This is a genomic window from Microbispora sp. NPDC046973, from assembly GCF_040644495.1.
Taxonomy (GTDB): Bacteria; Actinomycetota; Actinomycetes; order Streptosporangiales; family Streptosporangiaceae; genus Microbispora.
Genome location: NZ_JBEYWQ010000001.1, coordinates 495,636 through 513,043, shown reverse-complemented (window position 1 = coordinate 513,043; position 17,408 = coordinate 495,636). Strand labels below are relative to the sequence as shown.

Genomic DNA, 17,408 nt, shown 5'->3' with positions numbered 1-17,408 from the left:
CGCCGCGGATGCTCACGAGTACGACCTCCTCCGGTCCGGCGCGGGGACCTCGGCGCCGCGGTACTCCACCGGGATTCCGCCGAGCGGATAGTCCTTGCGCTGCGGGTGCCCCTCCCAGTCGTCCGGCATCTCGATCCGGGTCAGCGCCGGGTGGCCGTCGAAAACGATCCCGAAGAAGTCGTACGTCTCGCGCTCATGCCAGTCGTGCGTGGGGTAGACCTGAACCGTGGAGGGGATGTGCGGGTCGGCGTCGGGGCAGGAGACCTCCACCCGGATGCGCCGGTTGTGCGTGATGGAGCACAGGTGGTAGACGGCGCGCAGCTCCGCGCCGGTCTCCTCGGGGTAGTGGACGCCCGAGACGCCGAGCGACAGCTCGAACCGCAGCGCGGCGTCGTCGCGCAGGTGCTGCATCACCTCGGGCAGCCGCTCGCGCCGCACGTGGAAGGTGATCTCGCCGCGGTCGACGACCACGCGCTCGATGGCGTCGGCGAACGCCGGCTCCAGCGCGTCGGCCACCTCGTCGAAGTACGACCCGTACGGCCGGCTGCTGGACAGCTTCGGCGGGCGGCGGACGACCAGGCGGTTGTAGCCGGAGGTGTCGCCGCTGTCCTTGACGCCGAACATGCCCTTGCGGGCGACGGGCTCCTCGGGCAGCCCGGGCAGGTTCTCGGTGGTCACTTCCCGGCCCCCTGGTCGATCAGCGGCAGCGTGCGCAGCGCCTGGAGCTCCAGCTCTTCGATCTGCTTCTCGCGGTGCGCGCCGAACTTCATGTTCTGAATCTTGTCGTGCAGCTTCACGATGGCGTCGATCAGCATCTCCGGGCGCGGCGGGCAGCCGGGCAGGTAGATGTCGACCGGCACCACGTGGTCCACGCCCTGCACGATGGCGTAGTTGTTGAACATGCCGCCGCTGGACGCGCACACGCCCATCGCGATGACCCACTTGGGCTCGGCCATCTGGTCGTAGATCTGGCGGAGGACGGGCGCCATCTTCTGCGACAGCCGGCCGGCCACGATCATCAGGTCGGCCTGCCGGGGCGACGCGGAGGCGCGCTCCATGCCGAAGCGGGCCAGGTCGTGCTTCGGGCCGCCGGTGGCCATCAGTTCGATGGCGCAGCACGCGAGACCGAAGGTCGCAGGCCAGACGGAGTTCTTCCGGGCCCAGCCGGCCACCTGCTCGACGGTGGTGAGGACGAACCCGCTCGGGAGTTTCTCTTCAAGACCCATGGCTAATCCCAATCGAGGCCGCGACGCCGCCACACATAGGCGTACGCCACGAGAACGGTGACGATGAACAGCACCATCTCGACGAGCCCGAACACGCCGAGTTTGTCGAAGGCCACCGCCCACGGATAGAGGAAGATGATCTCGATGTCGAACACGATGAACAGCATCGCGGTGATCATGTACTTCAGCGGGAAACGGCCGCCGCCGACCGGCTGCGGAGTCGGCTCGATGCCACACTCGTAGGCGTCCAGTTTCGCGCGGTTCCAGCGCTTCGGCCCGGTGAAGGGCGCGATGCTCACGGAGAACACGGCGAATCCCGCCGCGAGGACCGCGAGCACCACGATCGGCACATACAGCTCCATGGCTACATGTCCTCGCTTACTCGGTGAATTTGGGCGATCACGAGAATGCCGGAGAGCGCGGCCGGCCGGGCCGCCGTCTGCGGGGCCGGCGGCGATGTGCGCGTCGTCTCGCGGGCTTCGGTCATGCGGGTTCGCGTCATGCTGGCTTCGGTCATGATGGCGGAGCCACCTTCGACAGGGCGTTGATTATGCGGTCGGAGACGTCGCCCCGCCGGTCTGTGAGATTAGCGAGCAGCTTGAAGGCGAATCTCATCAGGGTGGGATGGGGCATCCCGTGCCGGGTGGCGAAGCTCATCACTCCCGGCCTCCCGATCGCCTCGACGAACAGGCGGCCGAGGGTGAAGTATCCCCCATGGGCGTCTTTGAGGATACGCGGGTAGGCGAGTAATACGCGCTCACGCTGGGCGGGCGTCGGCCGGGACAGCGCCTGGACGATCACCTCGGCCGCCGTCCTGCCGGTCTCCATGGCGTACGCGATGCCCTCGCCGTTGAACGGGTTGATCGACCCGCCCGCGTCGCCCACGAGGACCAGCCCGCGGGTGTAGTGCGGCTGCCGGTTGAAGCCCATCGGCAGCGCGGCCCCCCTGATGGGGCCCGTCATGTTCTCCTCGGTGAAGCCCCACTCCGCCGGCGTGTTCTTCATCCAGCGCCGCAGCAGGTCGCGGTAGTCGATGTTCTTGAACGCCTCGCTGGTGTTCAGCAGGCCGAGGCCGACGTTGGAGGTGCCGTCGCCGACGGGGAAGATCCAGCCGTAGCCGGGGAGCAGCCGGTCGCCGTCCCACAGCTCGAGCCACGTCTCCAGGTAGTCGTCGTCGTGCCGGGGGCTCTTGTAGTAGGTGCGCACCGCCACGCCCATCGGGCGGTCCTCACGCTTGTGCAGGCCCATCGCGAGCGACAGCCGGGTCGAGTTGCCGTCGGCCGCCACCACGAGCCGCGAGCGGTAGGAGACCTCCTCGCCGTCCGCCTTGGCCGTCACGCCCACGACGTGGCCGCTGCGCTCGTCGAGCAGCGGGCCTGTAACGTTCACGCCCTCGCGCAGCCGGACGCCCGCGCGCTCGGCGTGCCGGGCGAGGATCTGGTCGAAGTCGGCGCGGGTGCGCACGAGGCCGAAGTCGGGGTAGCTCGACAGCTCGGGCCAGTCGAGTTCGAGGCGCACACCGCCGCCGTAGACGCGCAGGCCCTTGTTCCTGACCCAGCCGGGCGCGTCGATGTCGACGCCCATGGCGACGAGTTCCTTCACCGCCCGCGGGGTCAGCCCGTCGCCGCAGACCTTCTCACGTGGGAAGCGCGTCTTCTCCAGAAGCAGCACGTCGAGACCGGCGCGGGCGAGGTGGAAGGCCGTCGTCGCGCCCGAGGGACCCGCACCGACGACGATGACGTCGGCGTCGACCTCTCTCCGCGTCACGCGGGCTTGCTCGCTCACGGGGGACCTATCCGTTCCAGGGAAGGAAGGCCTCGAATTGGTTTAGACCTTCGTGCCTTTGTGAACAACTTCACAAACTGTCGCGCCGCAGTCTAACCCCTATCCGCCGCGCAGTGTCAGAGGGGTATGGCCAAGCACGTCTCATCACGCTTTGACCGCCCGGTGCAGGGCCACGATGCCGAGCGTGAGGTTGCGCCAGGCCACCTTCCGCCAGCCGGCCTCCTGGATGATCCCCGCCAGCGCCTCCTGGTCCGGCCAGGCCCGGATCGACTCGGCGAGGTACTCGTAGGAGTCGGGGTTCGAGCTGACCATCCGGGCCACCGGCGGCAGCAGCTTCATCAGGTACTGGGTGTAGACGAGGTCGAACGACTTCGGCGTCGGCCGCGAGAACTCGCAGATGACCAGCCGCCCGCCGGGACGGGTCACCCTCAGCATCTCGCGCAGCGCCCGCCCGGTGTCGGCCACGTTGCGCAGGCCGAAGGAGATCGTCACGGCGTCGAACGTCTCGTCGCGGAACGGCAGGCGCAGCGCGTCGCCCGCGGCGAAGGTCACGCCGCGCACGCCCCCGCCGTACAGGCCGGAGCCGCCGCGCCGCTCGACGCCGGTGCGGAGCATGCCGAGCGAGAAGTCGCACGCGATCGCCCGCGCCCCGAGCGCGGTGAACGCGTCGGTCGAGGTGCCGGTGCCCGCGGCGAGGTCGAGGACCAGCTCGCCGGGCCCCGCGTCGATCGCCTCCGCGGTGGCCTTCCGCCACAGGCGGTCCTGGCCGAGCGAGAGGACGTCGTTGACCAGGTCGTAGCGCCGGGCCGTGCGATCGAACATCGCGGCGACCTCGTGCGGCTGCTTGTCCAGCGATGCGCGCGTCATGCACGCAAGCCTAGGCCGCGACGGGCGTGCCCCCTCACCGCCGCCACCGGATGAGCGGAACGTAGTTCATCGATTACGCTGCGTCTGCTAGAAATTGGGGAATGCGCGTCACCACCGCACTGATCCCAGTCGCATCGCTTGTCACATGCGCCGCCTTTCACCCCGTCGTCGCGGCGTCCGCCGGGACGACGCAGCCCCGCGTGGTCTCGGAGAACCCGGTCGGCACCACTCCACACGTGCTGGACGGCATCGTCACCGCGTTCGCGCTGGTCGGCCGCACCGTCGTCGTGGGCGGCGAGTTCAGCGCGGTCCGCGAGGCCCGGGGCGGGGAGGACCTGCCTCGGGCGAACGTCTTCGCCTTCGACCTCTACACCGGGCGCGTCCTGCGCGACTTCGCGCCGGACCTCGACGGTCCGGTGGCCGCGCTGGCCGCCGGTCCCGGTGGCACGGTCTACGTGGGCGGCGCGTTCGGCGCCCCCTATGCGGGCCTGGCCCGCCTCCGCGTGTCCGACGGCGCTCCCGTCGACGACTTCGCCGCCCCCGTCTACGGCGGGGAGGTCACCAGCCTGGTCCGGCTGGGCGGCGCGCTCTACGTCGGCGGCGACTTCAGCAGGATCGGCCGCAGCCCGCGCACCGCACTGGCCCGGGTGGACGCCGAGACCGGCGCGGTGGACCCCCGGTTCACCGTCACGCCGGACGACGGGCGGCGCGGCGATCCCCGGATCTACGCGATGGCCGCCGTCCGTGACCGCTTAATCGTGGACGGCTCGTTCTCCACGCTCGACGGCCTGCGCCGCCCGCAGCTCGGCGTGATCGACCTGACGACCGGGCGGGTGGCCGACTGGCGCACCGAGGCGTACGCCCCGGCGTGCAAGCCGGACTTCCCGTCGTACGTGCGGGGGCTCGACCTGTCCCCCGACGGCCGCTACTTCGTGGTCGTCACGACGGGCGGGCCGGCGCCGCGCACGTCCAAGCTGTGCGACTCTGCCGCGAGGTTCGAGACGTACGCGAAGGGTGAGGCGATCCGTCCGACCTGGGTGAACCTGACCGGAGGGGACTCCCTGTACGCGGTCGCGGTCACGGGATCCGCCGTCTACGTGGGCGGACACCAGCGCTGGCTGAACAACCCCCGGGGCGCCGACACGGCCGGTCCCGGAGCGGTCCGCAGGCCCGGCATCGGGGCGATCGACCCGGTCACGGGCAGGGCGCTGCGCTGGAACCCCACGCGGGAAAGGGGAATCGGGGTAAAGGCCTTCCTGACCGTAAAGACAGGTCTTTTGGTGGGAAGCGACACGACGGAGCTCGGGCATGAGTACCATGCCCGCGTCGGCATGTTCCCGGCGACCTAGTTCTTCCCCGCCTCCCGCCGTTTCGCGGCGATGCGCTCGCTCACCGCGTCGCGCTGTTTGGTCAGCAGCACGTAGCTGGCCAGGCCGCTGACCAGGACCGCGAGCAGGAGCAGTGGGAACGACCGCAGGCCGACGAGATACAGGACGCCGAGGGCCACGGCGAACAGGCCGAGGCGCGAAAGGGTGTAAACGACAACCGGATGCACAGCGTCGAGGTTACGTCACTCTCCCGACGCGCCGGTCTCTCTTCGCATCTGCTGCGGGCACTGCTAGTGTTCACAACAAGGCGCTTTTGTAAAGAAACACCCATGAGCGCCCCAAAGAGGCTCTATCATATAACAATCGGGCACTGAGCCGGTAACAACCCGTGATCTTCTGCGAAAACCACGGATAAATCAGGCTTCGCTCGGCACACTGGTTACCTGTCCGCCCGCTGCAGGACGCGGGACGCGAGGGGGAGAGATTGTGGAGAGTAGCAGCGAGCGACTGCTGACTCCTGGAGAGGTTGCCGCTCTCTTCAGGGTCGACCCGAAGACCGTGACCCGTTGGGCCGCGGCCGGGCGCATCAGCAGCATCCGTACCCCCGGGGGGCACAGGCGATTCCGTGAATCGGAAGTGCACGCCCTCCTTCGCGGTGAGGACGTCCTCACGGCCGAACGGCCGAACGGCGACTCCCCGCGAGTCTGACGCAGTACCAGCACCGGGTGATCCTGCGCGCTACCCGGACGCCGCAGGGTCACCGGAGTCAGCCCACCGTCGAGTCTGCGTCCCCGGCCTGTCCTGCTCCCTTGCCGGGTACGTCAGTCCTGCTCCGCCTTGAAGGCCAGGAACGCCTGCTCCAGCGCGTCGTCGCCCTCTTGCCAGCGGCGCCGCCGCTCGGCGTCCTCCTCCTCGGTGATCGACTCGGCCAGCCAGCGTTCGTAGTCCGGCTCGCCGGGGGCGACCTCGACGTACGCGTTGCCGATGAGGCGCCCGTCATCGGTGGTGAGTGACCTGGGCACGCGCAGCGTGCCGTCGCCGAGCCGGATCACGTACATCCGAATCACCTAGATTCCGAAACGCCGGTTGAAGAAGAGCATGACGTTGAGGGCGGTCCGAGTGTCGCCGCCCAGCATGTCGACCAGGGCCGGACGCTGCCGGGACGCGATCGCCGCGAACGCGTCGGCGAAGAACTCCTTGCGCCCCAGGCCGCCGGGCTGCCGGTGGAACGACGACGCGAACAGCGGCAGGCACTCCTCGTAGAGCGCCGCGAACTCGGGAGAGTCCGAGACCCACTCTCCCGGACCGGCGTCCACGTCGTCCAGCGCATGTCCGACTTCGTGCATCATCACGTCGGGCGTCGGCGACGGCCGGTCCCCCACCACGATCTTGCGATCGCCGTACGCGCCGGCGCAGATGTCCCAGGTGGCCCGTCCCGACGGCAGCGGCGCGCCGCGCAGGTAGCCCATGTCGTCCAGGTCGGGCACCCCGCCGCGCCCGACGTAGATGCCTTCGAGCCCGATGGCGAGCTTGGTCTTGAGCCGCTCCGGCAGGCTCGCCAGGCTGTCCACGGCCCGTACGGCGTCGGCCGAGGGCGGCCCTTCCACGGCGTCCCACTCGCGGTGCAGGATGCGCTCCAGCGGCCCGCAGTGCCGCCTGCCGTCCCGCAGGTCGGGAGCGTCGGGAGGGTGGGGCGCGGCCCGCGTCGGAAGGTCGTCGAGCTCGAAGTCGTGCCAGGTGTAGTGCGGCCGGTCGTCGGCCACCGGCGCCGTCACGGTGTGGACCCGGTCCACCGGCTGCTCCGGCGGCCATCCGGCCCAGTCGGCGCCCCGGTGCGTGTCCCACGTGGCGTCCCACTGCGTGTCCCGCTGGGTCCTGCGATTCTGCGGGCGTTCCTGGGGCCGGTCCTGAGTCCGATCCTGGGTCCGCTCCGCCGTACGGTCGGAGACCCGGTCGGAGGGGCGTTCGGGGAGGTCCGTGCGGCGGTGGGAGGACCAATAGGGCCCTCGCTGCCACCACCGCGACCCCCGCCGGTGGCGGCCCCTGTCGCCCGGCTCCGCCATCGCACCCCTCTGTCAGGCTCCGCGTTCCCGGCATGCCGTGTACCGGTCCACCGTACGATGCCGGGCTGCCTCCGTCACCCCGAAGGCCGACACGATCAGTCACCGGTATGGCTTACCGTGTGGGCATGCCTAGCGTGATTATCGGCCTGGCGCTGCTTGCCCTCTGGCTTTACTGCCTGTTCGACGTGATCACGACCCCCGAGGAGGACGTGCGCAATCTCCCCAAGTTCATGTGGGTCCTCATCGTGATCTTCCTGGCGGACGTGGGCGCGCTGACCTGGCTCCTCGTGGGTCGCCCCCGGGCCCGGCACACCATGTACGCGGCGGGCGGCGACCGGTGGGCCCGGACCGGCGATGCGCCCCGCGGCCCCGACGACGACCCCGAGTTCCTGCGCAGCCTGGAGCGGCGCCTTCGGCGCGACGAGGACTGATCCCGCTGCTCGAGATGTGATCGAAGGTGAGCACGTCTCAAGCAGCCGTGGGCTTACCGCCCGGCGTCCCCCGCGCCGGGGTTCCCGCGCCGCCCGTCTTGTGCCCGTCTTACTGCGCCGCCCGTCTTACTTGGGCACGTCGGCGTAGGAGTGCAGTCCGGAGAAGAAGATGTTGACGCCGACGAGGTTGAACAGCAGGCAGCCGAAGGCGACCAGCGAGACGATCATCGCGGCCTTGCCGCGCCACCCGGCCGTCGCGCGGGCGTGGAGATAGGCGGCGTAGACGACCCACGTGACGAACGCCCACACCTCCTTGGGGTCCCAGCCCCAGTAGCGGCCCCACGCCCGGTCGGCCCACAGCGCGCCGGCGATGACGGCGAAGGTCCAGATCGGGAAGGAGATGACGATCGCGCGGTGCGCGACGCGCTCCAGGCCCTCCCTGCTCGGCAGCACCGACGGCCGCCCGTCCTTGCGGATCAGGTAGAGGATCGCGCAGACGCCCGCCAGGATGAACAGCCCGCTGGCCACGATCGCCGCCGTGACGTGGATCGCGATCCAGTACGAGTGCAGCGCGGGCATCACCGGGCCCGCCTGGACGTGCAGGAACAGCACGGCGAAGCCCAGCCCGAGCGCCGCGGTCACGGTCACGAACGCGCCGAGGAAGCGGATCGGCTGGCGGATCAGCAGCGCGAGGAACGCGGTGACGGCGGCGAAGCAGATGGCCACCACGAACTCGTACATGTTGGCCCACGGCCACCGGTCGACGGCGATGCCGCGGGTGAGGATGCCGCCGAGGTTGCCGGCCCAGGCGATCCAGGTGAGGACCACGCCGACCGTTCCCGCCCGGACCGCCCACGCGGCTGGTTGCGGGCCTGAATCCTCCGTCGTCTCCTCGGGCAGGGCGGGACCGCCCGCACCGACGAGCTGCCGCCGGCGTTCGGCCACGACCGTGCGCGCCCGGCCGAAGGCGAGATCCAGCGCGTAGCAGATCATCGCGCCGAGATACAGCAGGACGGTGACCAGGATGAGCTGGTCGCTCAGCGTGGCGAGACTCTCGTTGACCTCGGCGGGCATCACTCACTCCTCGTCCGGGCGGGCGCCCGGCGCAGCGTTTCCGGTGGGCGCGTCCGGCGTGACGTGCCCGGCGCTCCCGGACTCGTCCGGCTCGCCGCCCTGATCACGGTTCGTGTGGCCGCCGTCCGGGTCGCCGGCGGGCGGGTCGCCGCGCAGGGCGGTGACGATCTGGGCGAACTCCTCGGCGAAGGCCGCGCCGCCGCCTTCGGTGCGGGTCAATCCTCCCACCGTGACCGTCCCGTCCTTCACCCGCACCCAGACGCGGCGGCGGCGGATCGTGAGGGACAGCACGAGCCCGATCACCGCGGCGGCCGCCGCCAGCAGGGCGGGCTCCCGGCCCGGGTCGTAGGTGATCTGGAGGCTGATCCATTCCTTGACGCCGGTGAACTGGATCTTCCCCGCGCCGTCGGCGAGTTCCTTGGTCTCGCCCACGTTGAGCGGGGCCGGCTGGGCGGACATCTTGCCGAGCGGCTTCAGGTTCGTGGTGTCGAGCTGGTACACCGACTGCGGCTGGCCCGACTTCAGGCCGAGGTCGCCGGCGAACGGGAAGACCTGCACGGTCGGGTTCGCGGCGCCCGGGAAGACCGACACCCAGGCGTCGCCGTTCGGCACGGTCGTGGGCAGGAAGCGCGCCAGGAACCCGAGCTGGGTCGGCTGGGCGTCGGGCACCTTGATCACGCACTCGGACGTGTACGTGGCCTGGTCGTCGGCCAGGCACGGCACCGGGCCGTCGTAGGCCACCTGGCCCTTGCCGTCGGTCACCCGGAACGTCGGGGCGTAGCCGTGCCCGATCAGGTAGGTCAGCGTGCCGTTCACGTCCAACGGGTCGTTGACCTTGAGGTCCACCTCGCGCGGCGCGGCCGCCGGCGAGTCCTGCACGGTCAGCTTGGCGAGGTAGTCGAGCGGCTGGCCCTGCTTCTCCCCCGCGGCGACGTAGCTGGCCTGGAAGTCCTTCAGGGTGAAGGAGAACGGCTCGAGCGACTCGGCGGTGACCCGGCTGCCGGGCATGAAGCGGTCGTATGCCGCCACGGCGTTGGAGAAGCCGTCGCCCTCCACCACCAGCACGTTGCCGCGGTAGCCGAACAGGCCTCCGGTGCCGACGGCGAACAGCAGCACGAGCAGCGCGACGTGGAACAGGAGGTTGCCGGTCTCCCGCAGGTAGCCCTTCTCCGCCGACACCCAGCCGTCGCCGGTGACCACCCGGAACCGCCTGCGCCTGAGCGCGGAGGCGGCCTGCTCCACGGTGAGCCTGCCCTCGAACGCCTCGCTGTGCGGCAGGCGCAGGAGGTTGCGCGGCGCGGCGGGCGGGCGGCGCCGGATCTCCTTGAGGTGCGCCAGCGCGCGCGGGAACACGCAGCCGGCCAGCGAGATGAACAGCAGCAGGTAGATCGCGGCGAACCAGGGCGAGCTGAAGACGTCGAACAGCCAGAACCTGTCGAGCCACTTCGCCTGGGCCGGGTTGTCCTTGAAATACTGCGCGACCCTGCCCGGATCGACGCTCCGCTGCGGATAGATGGATCCGGGGACCGAGCCGAGCGCGAACAGGAACAGCAGGATCAGGGCCGTGCGCATCGAGGTGAGCGTGCGCCAGGCCCAGCGCGTCCAGCCGACGGGGCCCAGACCGACGGGCTTGGTCCGCTCCTGTGCCTGCTGCCCGGCCTGCTCCTGCGCCGCGGACTCGTCGCGTACGGCGGAGGCGAGGTCGTCGGGGGCGCTCATCAGATCACCGGCCTGAAGCCGCCGACCCACACCTGCAGATGGACGATGATCTCCGACCACTGCCCGGTCACGAGCAGCACGCCGACGGCCACGAGCATCGCGCCGCCGACCTTGGTGATCAGCGGGGTGTGGCGGCGCACCGCCTTGAACGTGTGGAGCGCCTTTCGGTAGGCCAGCCCCGCCAGCACGAACGGCAGGCCGAGGCCCAGCGCGTACGCGAAGGCGAGAGCGGCGCCGCGCAGCGCGCTGCCCTGGTTCACCGAGAGCGTCATCACCACCGCCAGCGTCGGGCCGATGCACGGCGTCCAGCCGAGGCCGAAGACGATCCCGAGCAGCGGGGCCGTCGCGATCCCGGCCGAGGGGAGCCGGTGGATGCGCACGTCACGCTGGAGACCGGGGACGATCCCCACGAAGGCCAGCCCGAGGACGATCGTCACCACTCCGAGGACCCTTGTGATCACGTCGGCGTTGCCGTGCAGCGCCGCGCCGAGGCCGCCGAACAGCGCGCCCCCCAGCACGAACACGACCGCGAACCCGAGCACGAAGAGCGCGCTGCCGAGCACCATCCGGCCCCGCTTCGGGTCGCCGCTCATGCCCGTGACGTACGACAGGTAGCCGGGGACCAGCGGCAGCACGCACGGCGAGACGAACGACACGAGCCCGGCGGCCGCCGCGATCGGCGCGGCCAGCAGCAGCGACCCGGTCGCGACGGTGCCGCCGAGGTCACTCATCGGTCACCTTGGTGACGGCCGACAGCAGGTCGTTGTACTTGACCGCCCCGAGCGCGCGGGCGGCGATGCGGCCCTGGGCGTCGATGATCAGCGTCGAGGGGATGGCGGCGGGCGGCACCGTGCCCTGGAACTGCAGCAGCACCTTGCCGCTCTGGTCGTAGATGCTCGGATAGCCGGGCTCGACGGCCCGGTCGTACGCCTGCGCGGACGCCTCGAGGTCCTTGAAGTTGACGCCGAGGAACTCCACGCCCTTGGACTTGGTGGTCGCCGCGATGTCCTTGAGCGTGGGCGCCTCCGCCCGGCAGGGCGCGCACCAGGAGGCCCAGAAGTTCAGCACGTGGACCTTGCCCGCGGTCAGCGTGGCGGTGCCGCCGTCGAGGGTCTTCCCCTCGATCACGGGCGCCTTGTGACGCTGCGCGGCGGCGAAGAACTCGACACGGCCGTCCCCGGCGACGAAGCGCGTGTCGCCGGAGCGGGGCTGGGCCGCCTGGCCGCCCGCGCAGCCGGCGAGGGCCGTCGCGGCCACGGCCGCGGCGACGAGCGCGGTCAGGCGCTTGGCGGTGGCGCGGTTGGCGGTCACGCGGTTGGCGGACGGGCGCTTGGCGGACACGGGAGGAGGATCTCCTTGTACTACAACCGGTAGAGCTGTAAGCCTACCGACCGGTGGGGGTGCCCCGTTCCCCGGGTCACACGCCGGGGACGGATCGCGATCCGGGCGTCTCCTCGTCCTCCGGGCCCGCCTGAAGGGCCTCCGGGAGCACCTCGTCGGCCTTGTCGAACAGCGCGGCCTCGCCCTGCGGCGGCGTACCGGCCCTGAGCAGCGCGCCCGCGGGCTCGCTGTAGCCGACGCTGATGAGCCGATCGCCCTCGAAGGTCAGGCTGGTGAGGCTGGCGAGCGCGCACTGACGGCGGCGCGGGTCGTGCCACAGCCGCCTGCCCTCGGCCGCCAGCCGGATGATCCAGATGGGCAGCTGGTGGCTGACGAGCAGCGCCTCGTGGCCGCGTGCCGCCGCCCGCGCGTCGTCCACGACCGCCTTCATGCGCGCCACGACGTCCCGGTACGGCTCGCCCCAGGACGGCCGGAACGGGTTCCTGAAGTGGCGGTAGGAGCGGGGGTCGCGGAAGACGTTGTCGCTGCCGGCCATCCGCAGGCCCTCGAAGACGTTGCCCGCCTCGGTCAGCCGCTCGTCCGTGGTCACCCCCAGGCCGAGCGCCTTGGCCGACGGAGCCGCGGTCTCCTGGGCGCGCTCCATGGGCGAACTCCACACCGCGACGATGTCCCTGCCCTCGACGGCCTTGGCGACCACCTCGGCCATCCGGCGGCCGGTCTCGGACAGGTGGTAGCCCGGCAGCCTGCCGTAGAGGACCCCACGGGGATTGTGAACCTCACCGTGCCGGAGCAGGTGAACGATGGTCATCTCTGTCATGACCTGGACAGCCTACCCGCCGGGCAGCTCGGAGCACGCGGAGCGCAGCGCGTCGGCGGCGGCGCGGATCGCGGGACGCCGGGCGGCGTCGGTCCGCCAGACCGCGTAGATGCGCCGAACCGGCGGCGGCTGGACGGCCAGGACGGCGACGCCCTCGGGCAGCGGTCCCCGGCCCAGCCGGGGAATGAGCGCGCACCCGTGGCCCTCGGCGACCAGCGCGAGCTGGGTGGGGTACTCGTCGGCCATGCAGACGATCCGCGGCTCCCGCTCCTCGGAACGCAGCAGGAACACCAGGAAGTCGTGACACACCGTGCCGGGGGTCGAGCTGATCCAGTTGTCGCCGGCGAGATCGCTCAGGCGCACCCGGTCGGCGTTCACCAGCGGGTGGTCGGCCGGCACGACGACGTCGGCCACGTCGTCGAGCAGCGTCGTGCGCGACAGGCCCTCGGGCAGCGCCATCGGCCGGTTGAGCCAGTCCTGCAGCACGGCGAGGTCGAGGTCGCCGCGCGCCAGCTCGCGGATCTGCCGCTCCGGCTCCCTCTCGTAGACGAGCAGGTCGAGATCGGGATGCTGCCTCTTGAGCATGGTCAGGGCGCGCGGCACGATGCCCCGGGCCGCGGTGGGGAAGGCGGCCATGGTCAGCCTGCCGACCACCGCCCCGCGCAGCGCCTCGAAGTCGGCCTCCGCCGTCTCCACCAGCGCGAGGATGCGCTCGGCGTGCTCGGCGAGCAGCCCGGCGGCGTCGGTCAGCTTGACGCCGCGCCCGTTGCGCTCGATCAGGACGGCGCCGGTCTCGCGTTCGAGCTTCGCGAGCTGCTGGGAGATCGCCGAAGGGGTGACCATCAGCGCCTCGGCCGCCGCGCCCACGGAGCCGTAGACCGACACGGCGTGCAAGGCCTTCAACCGGTTCAGGTCCAACATGTAGACAGTCTAAACCGTGCTCCTTAGAAAAACTTGTTTGCGCTCAACTGTTTAGCGATGCGACGATGTAGCCATGCGAATCTTCAACAAGCTCTTCACGAAGCCCGTCCGCTCCGAGCAGACCTCCTATCTGGAGACCCTGGCGAGGCAGGCCAGGCAGACCCGCGAACGCCGCCCCTCGCGCTGATCTCCCCGCTGATCCATGCGCCCCCGCCACCTGGCCCTCGCCGTCGCGCTCGCGGCCGTCTGGGGCGTCAACTTCGTTGTCATGCAGACGGGCCTGAAGCACTACCCGCCGCTGACGTACGCCGCGCTGCGGTTCCTGCTGGCCGCCTTCCCCGCCGTACTGGTCGCCGGAGGGCCGCGCGTGCCGTGGCGGTGGGTGCTGGCCACCGGCGCGTCGCTGGGCGTCGCTCAGTACGGCCTGCTCCTGCTGGGGATGCGCGCCGGGATGCCCGCAGGGCTGACGTCCTTGGTCATCCAGGTGCAGGCCGTGTTCACCGCGCTGTTCGCGACCGCGCTGCTGGGCGAACGGCTCGGCCCTCGGCGGATCGCCGGGACGGCGGTGGCCTTCTGCGGTCTCGGCCTGATCGCGGCCGGCGTGGTGGCGAGGTCGGGGGCGATCCCCTTCGGGGCGTTCCTGCTGTGCGTCGGCGCGGCGGCCGGGTGGGGGCTCGGCAACGTCGCCACCCGCAAGGCCGCGCCGCCCGACTCCCTGCGCTTCATGGTCTGGGTGAGCGCGGTCTCGGCGCCGCCCCTCCTGGTGCTCGCCCTGGCGAGCGAGGGACCGTCGTCGCTGACGTCGTTCACGGCGGAGGGCGTGGGGGCCGTGCTCTACACCGCGTTCCTGTCCACCCTCGGCGGCTTCGCCGTGTGGGGGTGGCTGCTGGCGCGCTACGACGCCTCGGTGGTCGCGCCGTACAGCCTGCTCGTGCCGGTCTTCGGCATCGCCTCCGCCGCGCTGTTCACCGGCGAGCCGATCTCCCCCCTCACGGTCGCCGCGGGCGCGCTGATCCTCGCCGGCCTCCTGTTCGCCAACTCGCGCCCCCGTACGGCTCCCGCCCCCGAAAGGCACTCCCTCCCCGCATCCCGCTGATCCTCGCCCTCGCACGCCAATCGGGAGACAATGGGTAAGGGTCACGAGATTGAGTGGAACGGCTACCGTGAGTGACGAGGATGACACTAAAGTGCACGACGTGAGCAGCGCACTCGAGTACTGGCCGGCGCCGCCTCCCTGGGGGTGGGCCGCGGACGACCTCGATCATCTGCCCTATGAGGGCCCGAACGGCGAGCCCGACTTCTTCAAACACGTCGAACTGATCGATGGAGCACTCGTCTTCATGTCCCCCCAGCGGCGGTTCCATGAGCGGCTCATCCGCGGCCTGACAGAACGGCTCGACGCGGAGGCCCCCACGCATCTGTCAGCCGTTCAGCAGATGGACGTCAAGCTGGGGGAACGGACGCGTCCGTGCCCGGATCTGATGGTCATCGACGCCGAGGCCGCGGCGGACAACGCCCGTACTTTCTACGAGGCGCGAGAGGTCCATCTCGTGATCGAGATCGTCTCCCCCGAGTCGGTGGAGCGCGACCGCAAGCTCAAGCCGCTGCGGTACGCCGAGGCGGGCATCCCGCACTTCTGGCGGGTGGAGGAGAGCGACGGGCGTCCCGTCGTCTACGTATACGAACGGGACCCCGCCACGGGCGCGTACACGCCGACCGGGATCCACCACGGGCACCTGGCCGTGCAGGTGCCCTTCCCGTTCGAGGTGGATCTCGACCAGCTGGTGAAGTAGGGGTTCAGACCCCGGCGGCCTGGGCGGCGGCCTTGGCGGCCAGGGGCAGGGCCTCGGCCACCTGGGTGAGCGCCTCGTCGTCGTGGGCGGCCGACAGGAACCACGCCTCGTACGCCGACGGCGGCAGGTAGACGCCCTGGTCGAGCATGCTGTGGAAGAACGCGCGGTACGCGTCGGTGTTCTGCGTCCGAGCCGAGTCGAAGTCGGTCACCGGGGTGTCGGTGAAGAAGATCGAGAAGAGGTTCCCGGCCCGCTGGAGGCGGTGCGGGACCCCGGCGGCGGCCAGCGCGTCGGAGGCGGCTCTGCCGATGACCAGCGCGGACGCGTCGATCCTGTCGTACACGTCGTCGTCGCAGGCGCGCAGCGTGGCCAACCCGGCCGCGCAGGCGAGCGGGTTGCCCGACAGCGTCCCGGCCTGGTAGACGGGCCCCTCGGGGGCGAGAGCGGCCATGACCTCCGCCCGCCCGCCGAACGCGGCGGCGGGCAGACCGCCGCCCATGACCTTGCCGAACGTCATGAGGTCGGCCTCGACGGGGTCGATGCCGTACCAGCCGGAGGCGGACACGCGGAATCCGGTCAGCACCTCGTCGATGATCAGCAGCGCGCCATGCTCGGTGCACAGCTCGCGCAGGCGCCGGTTGAAGCCGTCGGCCGGCGGCACGACGCCCATGTTCGCCGGGCACGCCTCGGTGATCACACAGGCGATCTCGAACGTGCGGAACGCCTCCTCGACCGCCTCGACCGAGTTGTACGGCAGCACGATCGTGTCGGCCGCGGAGGCGCCGGTGACGCCGGGGGTGTCGGGCAGGCCGAAGGTGACGACCCCGGACCCGGCCGAGGCCAGCAGCGCGTCCACGTGCCCGTGGTAGCAGCCGGCGAACTTCACGACCTTCGCCCGCCCGGTGAAGCCGCGGGCCAGCCGTACGGCGGACATGGTGGCCTCGGTGCCGGAGCTGACCAGGCGGACCTTCTCGACGGGGGCCACCCGGGAGACGATCTCCTCGGCGAGCAGAACCTCGCCCTCGGTCGCGGTGCCGAACGAGAAGCCGCGCGCGACGGCCTCCCCCAGGGCCTCCACGACGGCGGGGTGGCGATGGCCGAGGATCATCGGGCCCCAGGAGCACACCAGGTCGACGTAGCGGTTGCCGTCCACGTCGGTGATGTACGGCCCCTCGCCGGAGGCCATGAAGCGCGGCGTGCCGCCCACGGCGCCGAAGGCGCGCACCGGCGAGTTGACGCCGCCGGGAACGATCCGGCGGGCGCGGTCGAACAGGTCCTCGGAGGTCTGCGTGCGAGTCACGCCCTCCAGATTACGGGCCCACCCGTACGGACCCCTTACCGGGAACTACTCGCAGAAGTCGGCGAGCAGGTCGAGCACGCGCAGCGGCTCGGGCAGCGGACGCCCGTCGGGGGGCCTGATCCAGCTCACGACCCCGCCCGAGGGCGTGGTGGACGGCGGTGCGAGCACGTAGCTGTCCCGGCAGTGCCAGCGCAGCCCCGGCGTGCTGTCGATCGTCTCGGGTCCCGCGTCGAGGCTGCAGGACCACCACTCGTCCTCGTCCTCGGGCGCCCCACGCGTCGCCACGAAAAAAAGCACCCGGTCGCCGTTCTCGGCGACCGGGCCCGTGTCGAAGCCTGCGGCGTCCATGGCGGCCAGGGCGGGACGGCCCGCCGAGGCCGGTACGTCGAACACGTCGAACACCCTGCCGGTGGGCAGGATCACGTTCGCGTCCGGATCCTGTTTCCACCACCGCGTGAGCAGCGCCGTGTCCGTCGTGGCCTGCATCTGCCACGCGGGCGACAGCGGGTGCATCCCGGGGTCGGGACAGCCGACCCGGTCACAGGAGCACGCCCTGCCCCCCTCGCTCAACGGGTGGGCGCCCATACAGCTCGCCCAGCCCAGCTGTGCGTACTCGAGCACCGACGTCATCTTCCGCGGCGCGTGATGCGCACGCCGTTTCGCACGTCGGGCCAGCGGTACCCCCACCATGGCGCTCCTCCCCACAAGCGTCACACCCGCTGCCCTCCTGCGATACGCAAGAT

The 17,408-nt window shown here is 70.9% G+C and carries 22 protein-coding genes; 5 read left to right on the top strand and 17 right to left on the bottom strand.

What is annotated here, in order from left to right; genetic code table 11:
- Positions 1-12: 12 nt before the first annotated feature.
- The 6 genes from ABZ860_RS02505 to ABZ860_RS02480 all read right to left on the bottom strand — a co-directional run bounded on the left by ABZ860_RS02505 (position 13) and on the right by ABZ860_RS02480 (position 3,878).
- Positions 13-678 (bottom strand): NADH-quinone oxidoreductase subunit C, encoded by a 666-nt coding sequence (locus ABZ860_RS02505; RefSeq protein WP_357213935.1) that lies wholly within the window; start codon positions 676-678, stop codon positions 13-15.
- The gene (locus ABZ860_RS02500) at positions 675-1,226 is read right to left on the bottom strand and encodes an NADH-quinone oxidoreductase subunit B (RefSeq protein WP_079315518.1); all 552 of its coding nucleotides are present in this window, start codon (positions 1,224-1,226) and stop codon (positions 675-677) included. The genes ABZ860_RS02505 and ABZ860_RS02500 overlap by 4 nt, the downstream gene beginning before the upstream one ends.
- 2 nt (positions 1,227-1,228) lie before the next feature.
- The gene (locus ABZ860_RS02495) at positions 1,229-1,588 is read right to left on the bottom strand and encodes an NADH-quinone oxidoreductase subunit A (protein ID WP_079315519.1); all 360 of its coding nucleotides are present in this window, start codon (positions 1,586-1,588) and stop codon (positions 1,229-1,231) included.
- A 2-nt stretch (positions 1,589-1,590) separates the two neighbouring features.
- Positions 1,591-1,743, bottom strand: coding sequence for a hypothetical protein (locus ABZ860_RS02490; RefSeq protein WP_357213932.1), 153 nt, complete (start codon positions 1,741-1,743; stop codon positions 1,591-1,593).
- Positions 1,740-3,011 (bottom strand): geranylgeranyl reductase family protein, encoded by a 1,272-nt coding sequence (locus ABZ860_RS02485; RefSeq protein ID WP_357213929.1) that lies wholly within the window; start codon positions 3,009-3,011, stop codon positions 1,740-1,742. Before ABZ860_RS02485 ends, ABZ860_RS02490 begins: the two co-directional genes overlap by 4 nt.
- A 144-nt stretch (positions 3,012-3,155) precedes the next feature.
- The gene (locus ABZ860_RS02480) at positions 3,156-3,878 is read right to left on the bottom strand and encodes a demethylmenaquinone methyltransferase (protein ID WP_357213927.1); all 723 of its coding nucleotides are present in this window, start codon (positions 3,876-3,878) and stop codon (positions 3,156-3,158) included.
- A 101-nt stretch (positions 3,879-3,979) separates the two neighbouring features.
- On the opposite strand from ABZ860_RS02480, the gene ABZ860_RS02475 reads away from it, so the two are divergent.
- Positions 3,980-5,227: a hypothetical protein gene (locus tag ABZ860_RS02475; protein ID WP_357213924.1), complete on the top strand. Its 1,248-nt coding sequence runs from the start codon at positions 3,980-3,982 to the stop codon at positions 5,225-5,227.
- On the opposite strand, the gene ABZ860_RS02470 is transcribed toward ABZ860_RS02475, so the two are convergent.
- Positions 5,224-5,433 carry a DUF4229 domain-containing protein gene (locus ABZ860_RS02470; RefSeq protein WP_030506850.1) on the bottom strand — a complete coding sequence of 70 codons (210 nt, stop codon included), beginning with the start codon at positions 5,431-5,433 and terminating at the stop codon, positions 5,224-5,226. The two genes, ABZ860_RS02475 and ABZ860_RS02470, sit on opposite strands and share 4 nt — an antisense overlap.
- 259 nt (positions 5,434-5,692) lie before the next feature.
- On the opposite strand from ABZ860_RS02470, the gene ABZ860_RS02465 reads away from it, so the two are divergent.
- The gene (locus tag ABZ860_RS02465) at positions 5,693-5,914 is read left to right on the top strand and encodes a BldC family transcriptional regulator (RefSeq protein ID WP_079315524.1); all 222 of its coding nucleotides are present in this window, start codon (positions 5,693-5,695) and stop codon (positions 5,912-5,914) included.
- Between the two features lie 113 nt (positions 5,915-6,027).
- On the opposite strand, the gene ABZ860_RS02460 is transcribed toward ABZ860_RS02465, so the two are convergent.
- On the bottom strand, positions 6,028-6,264 hold the full coding sequence (locus tag ABZ860_RS02460) for a hypothetical protein (protein WP_357213922.1): 237 nt from the start codon (positions 6,262-6,264) through the stop codon (positions 6,028-6,030).
- Between the two features lie 9 nt (positions 6,265-6,273).
- Positions 6,274-7,269 (bottom strand): hypothetical protein, encoded by a 996-nt coding sequence (locus ABZ860_RS02455; RefSeq protein ID WP_357213920.1) that lies wholly within the window; start codon positions 7,267-7,269, stop codon positions 6,274-6,276.
- A gap of 125 nt (positions 7,270-7,394) precedes the next feature.
- Between ABZ860_RS02455 and ABZ860_RS02450 the strand changes: the two genes are divergently transcribed.
- A complete protein-coding gene (locus ABZ860_RS02450) occupies positions 7,395-7,700 on the top strand; it encodes a PLD nuclease N-terminal domain-containing protein (RefSeq protein ID WP_357213917.1) in 306 nt (101 codons plus the stop codon).
- Between the two features lie 126 nt (positions 7,701-7,826).
- On the opposite strand, the gene ccsB is transcribed toward ABZ860_RS02450, so the two are convergent.
- From ccsB to ABZ860_RS02420, 6 genes are all read right to left on the bottom strand, one after another.
- Positions 7,827-8,774, bottom strand: a complete 948-nt coding sequence (gene ccsB, locus ABZ860_RS02445) for a c-type cytochrome biogenesis protein CcsB (protein ID WP_357213914.1) — start codon at positions 8,772-8,774, stop codon at positions 7,827-7,829.
- Between the two features lie 3 nt (positions 8,775-8,777).
- The gene (locus ABZ860_RS02440; protein WP_357213912.1) at positions 8,778-10,493 is read right to left on the bottom strand and encodes a cytochrome c biogenesis protein ResB; all 1,716 of its coding nucleotides are present in this window, start codon (positions 10,491-10,493) and stop codon (positions 8,778-8,780) included.
- Positions 10,493-11,224 (bottom strand): cytochrome c biogenesis protein CcdA, encoded by a 732-nt coding sequence (locus ABZ860_RS02435; protein WP_357213910.1) that lies wholly within the window; start codon positions 11,222-11,224, stop codon positions 10,493-10,495. Before ABZ860_RS02435 ends, ABZ860_RS02440 begins: the two co-directional genes overlap by 1 nt.
- Entirely contained in the window at positions 11,217-11,834 is a 618-nt protein-coding gene (locus tag ABZ860_RS02430) for a TlpA disulfide reductase family protein (protein ID WP_357213908.1), read from the bottom strand. The genes ABZ860_RS02435 and ABZ860_RS02430 overlap by 8 nt, the downstream gene beginning before the upstream one ends.
- A gap of 76 nt (positions 11,835-11,910) precedes the next feature.
- A complete protein-coding gene (locus tag ABZ860_RS02425; protein ID WP_357213906.1) occupies positions 11,911-12,651 on the bottom strand; it encodes a histidine phosphatase family protein in 741 nt (246 codons plus the stop codon).
- Between the two features lie 12 nt (positions 12,652-12,663).
- On the bottom strand, positions 12,664-13,572 hold the full coding sequence (locus ABZ860_RS02420) for a LysR substrate-binding domain-containing protein (protein ID WP_357213903.1): 909 nt from the start codon (positions 13,570-13,572) through the stop codon (positions 12,664-12,666).
- Positions 13,573-13,774: 202 nt separating this feature from the next.
- On the opposite strand from ABZ860_RS02420, the gene ABZ860_RS02415 reads away from it, so the two are divergent.
- Together ABZ860_RS02415 and ABZ860_RS02410 are read left to right on the top strand one after the other, a co-directional pair.
- Positions 13,775-14,668, top strand: coding sequence for an EamA family transporter (locus tag ABZ860_RS02415; protein WP_357213900.1), 894 nt, complete (start codon positions 13,775-13,777; stop codon positions 14,666-14,668).
- A 100-nt stretch (positions 14,669-14,768) separates the two neighbouring features.
- Entirely contained in the window at positions 14,769-15,365 is a 597-nt protein-coding gene (locus tag ABZ860_RS02410; RefSeq protein WP_357213898.1) for a Uma2 family endonuclease, read from the top strand.
- 4 nt (positions 15,366-15,369) lie between these two features.
- Here the strand turns inward: ABZ860_RS02410 and hemL are convergent, their stop codons facing one another.
- Together hemL and ABZ860_RS02400 are read right to left on the bottom strand one after the other, a co-directional pair.
- A complete protein-coding gene (gene hemL, locus ABZ860_RS02405) occupies positions 15,370-16,665 on the bottom strand; it encodes a glutamate-1-semialdehyde 2,1-aminomutase (RefSeq protein WP_357213895.1) in 1,296 nt (431 codons plus the stop codon).
- Between the two features lie 45 nt (positions 16,666-16,710).
- Positions 16,711-17,355, bottom strand: coding sequence for a bifunctional DNA primase/polymerase (locus tag ABZ860_RS02400; RefSeq protein WP_357213893.1), 645 nt, complete (start codon positions 17,353-17,355; stop codon positions 16,711-16,713).
- Positions 17,356-17,408 lie beyond the last annotated feature (53 nt).

Coding starts and splice junctions, on each gene's coding strand:
- ABZ860_RS02440 (WP_357213912.1), bottom strand. CDS start 10,493: ATGAGCGCCCCCGACGACCTCGCCTCCGCCGTACGCGACGAGTCCGCG.
- ABZ860_RS02495 (WP_079315519.1), bottom strand. CDS start 1,588: ATGGAGCTGTATGTGCCGATCGTGGTGCTCGCGGTCCTCGCGGCGGGA.
- ABZ860_RS02455 (WP_357213920.1), bottom strand. CDS start 7,269: ATGGCGGAGCCGGGCGACAGGGGCCGCCACCGGCGGGGGTCGCGGTGG.
- ABZ860_RS02415 (WP_357213900.1), top strand. CDS start 13,775: ATGCGCCCCCGCCACCTGGCCCTCGCCGTCGCGCTCGCGGCCGTCTGG.
- ABZ860_RS02400 (WP_357213893.1), bottom strand. CDS start 17,355: ATGGTGGGGGTACCGCTGGCCCGACGTGCGAAACGGCGTGCGCATCAC.
- ABZ860_RS02425 (WP_357213906.1), bottom strand. CDS start 12,651: ATGACAGAGATGACCATCGTTCACCTGCTCCGGCACGGTGAGGTTCAC.
- ccsB (WP_357213914.1), bottom strand. CDS start 8,774: ATGCCCGCCGAGGTCAACGAGAGTCTCGCCACGCTGAGCGACCAGCTC.
- ABZ860_RS02500 (WP_079315518.1), bottom strand. CDS start 1,226: ATGGGTCTTGAAGAGAAACTCCCGAGCGGGTTCGTCCTCACCACCGTC.
- ABZ860_RS02490 (WP_357213932.1), bottom strand. CDS start 1,743: ATGACCGAAGCCAGCATGACGCGAACCCGCATGACCGAAGCCCGCGAG.
- ABZ860_RS02480 (WP_357213927.1), bottom strand. CDS start 3,878: ATGACGCGCGCATCGCTGGACAAGCAGCCGCACGAGGTCGCCGCGATG.
- ABZ860_RS02460 (WP_357213922.1), bottom strand. CDS start 6,264: ATGTACGTGATCCGGCTCGGCGACGGCACGCTGCGCGTGCCCAGGTCA.
- ABZ860_RS02450 (WP_357213917.1), top strand. CDS start 7,395: ATGCCTAGCGTGATTATCGGCCTGGCGCTGCTTGCCCTCTGGCTTTAC.
- ABZ860_RS02420 (WP_357213903.1), bottom strand. CDS start 13,572: ATGTTGGACCTGAACCGGTTGAAGGCCTTGCACGCCGTGTCGGTCTAC.
- ABZ860_RS02475 (WP_357213924.1), top strand. CDS start 3,980: ATGCGCGTCACCACCGCACTGATCCCAGTCGCATCGCTTGTCACATGC.
- ABZ860_RS02435 (WP_357213910.1), bottom strand. CDS start 11,224: ATGAGTGACCTCGGCGGCACCGTCGCGACCGGGTCGCTGCTGCTGGCC.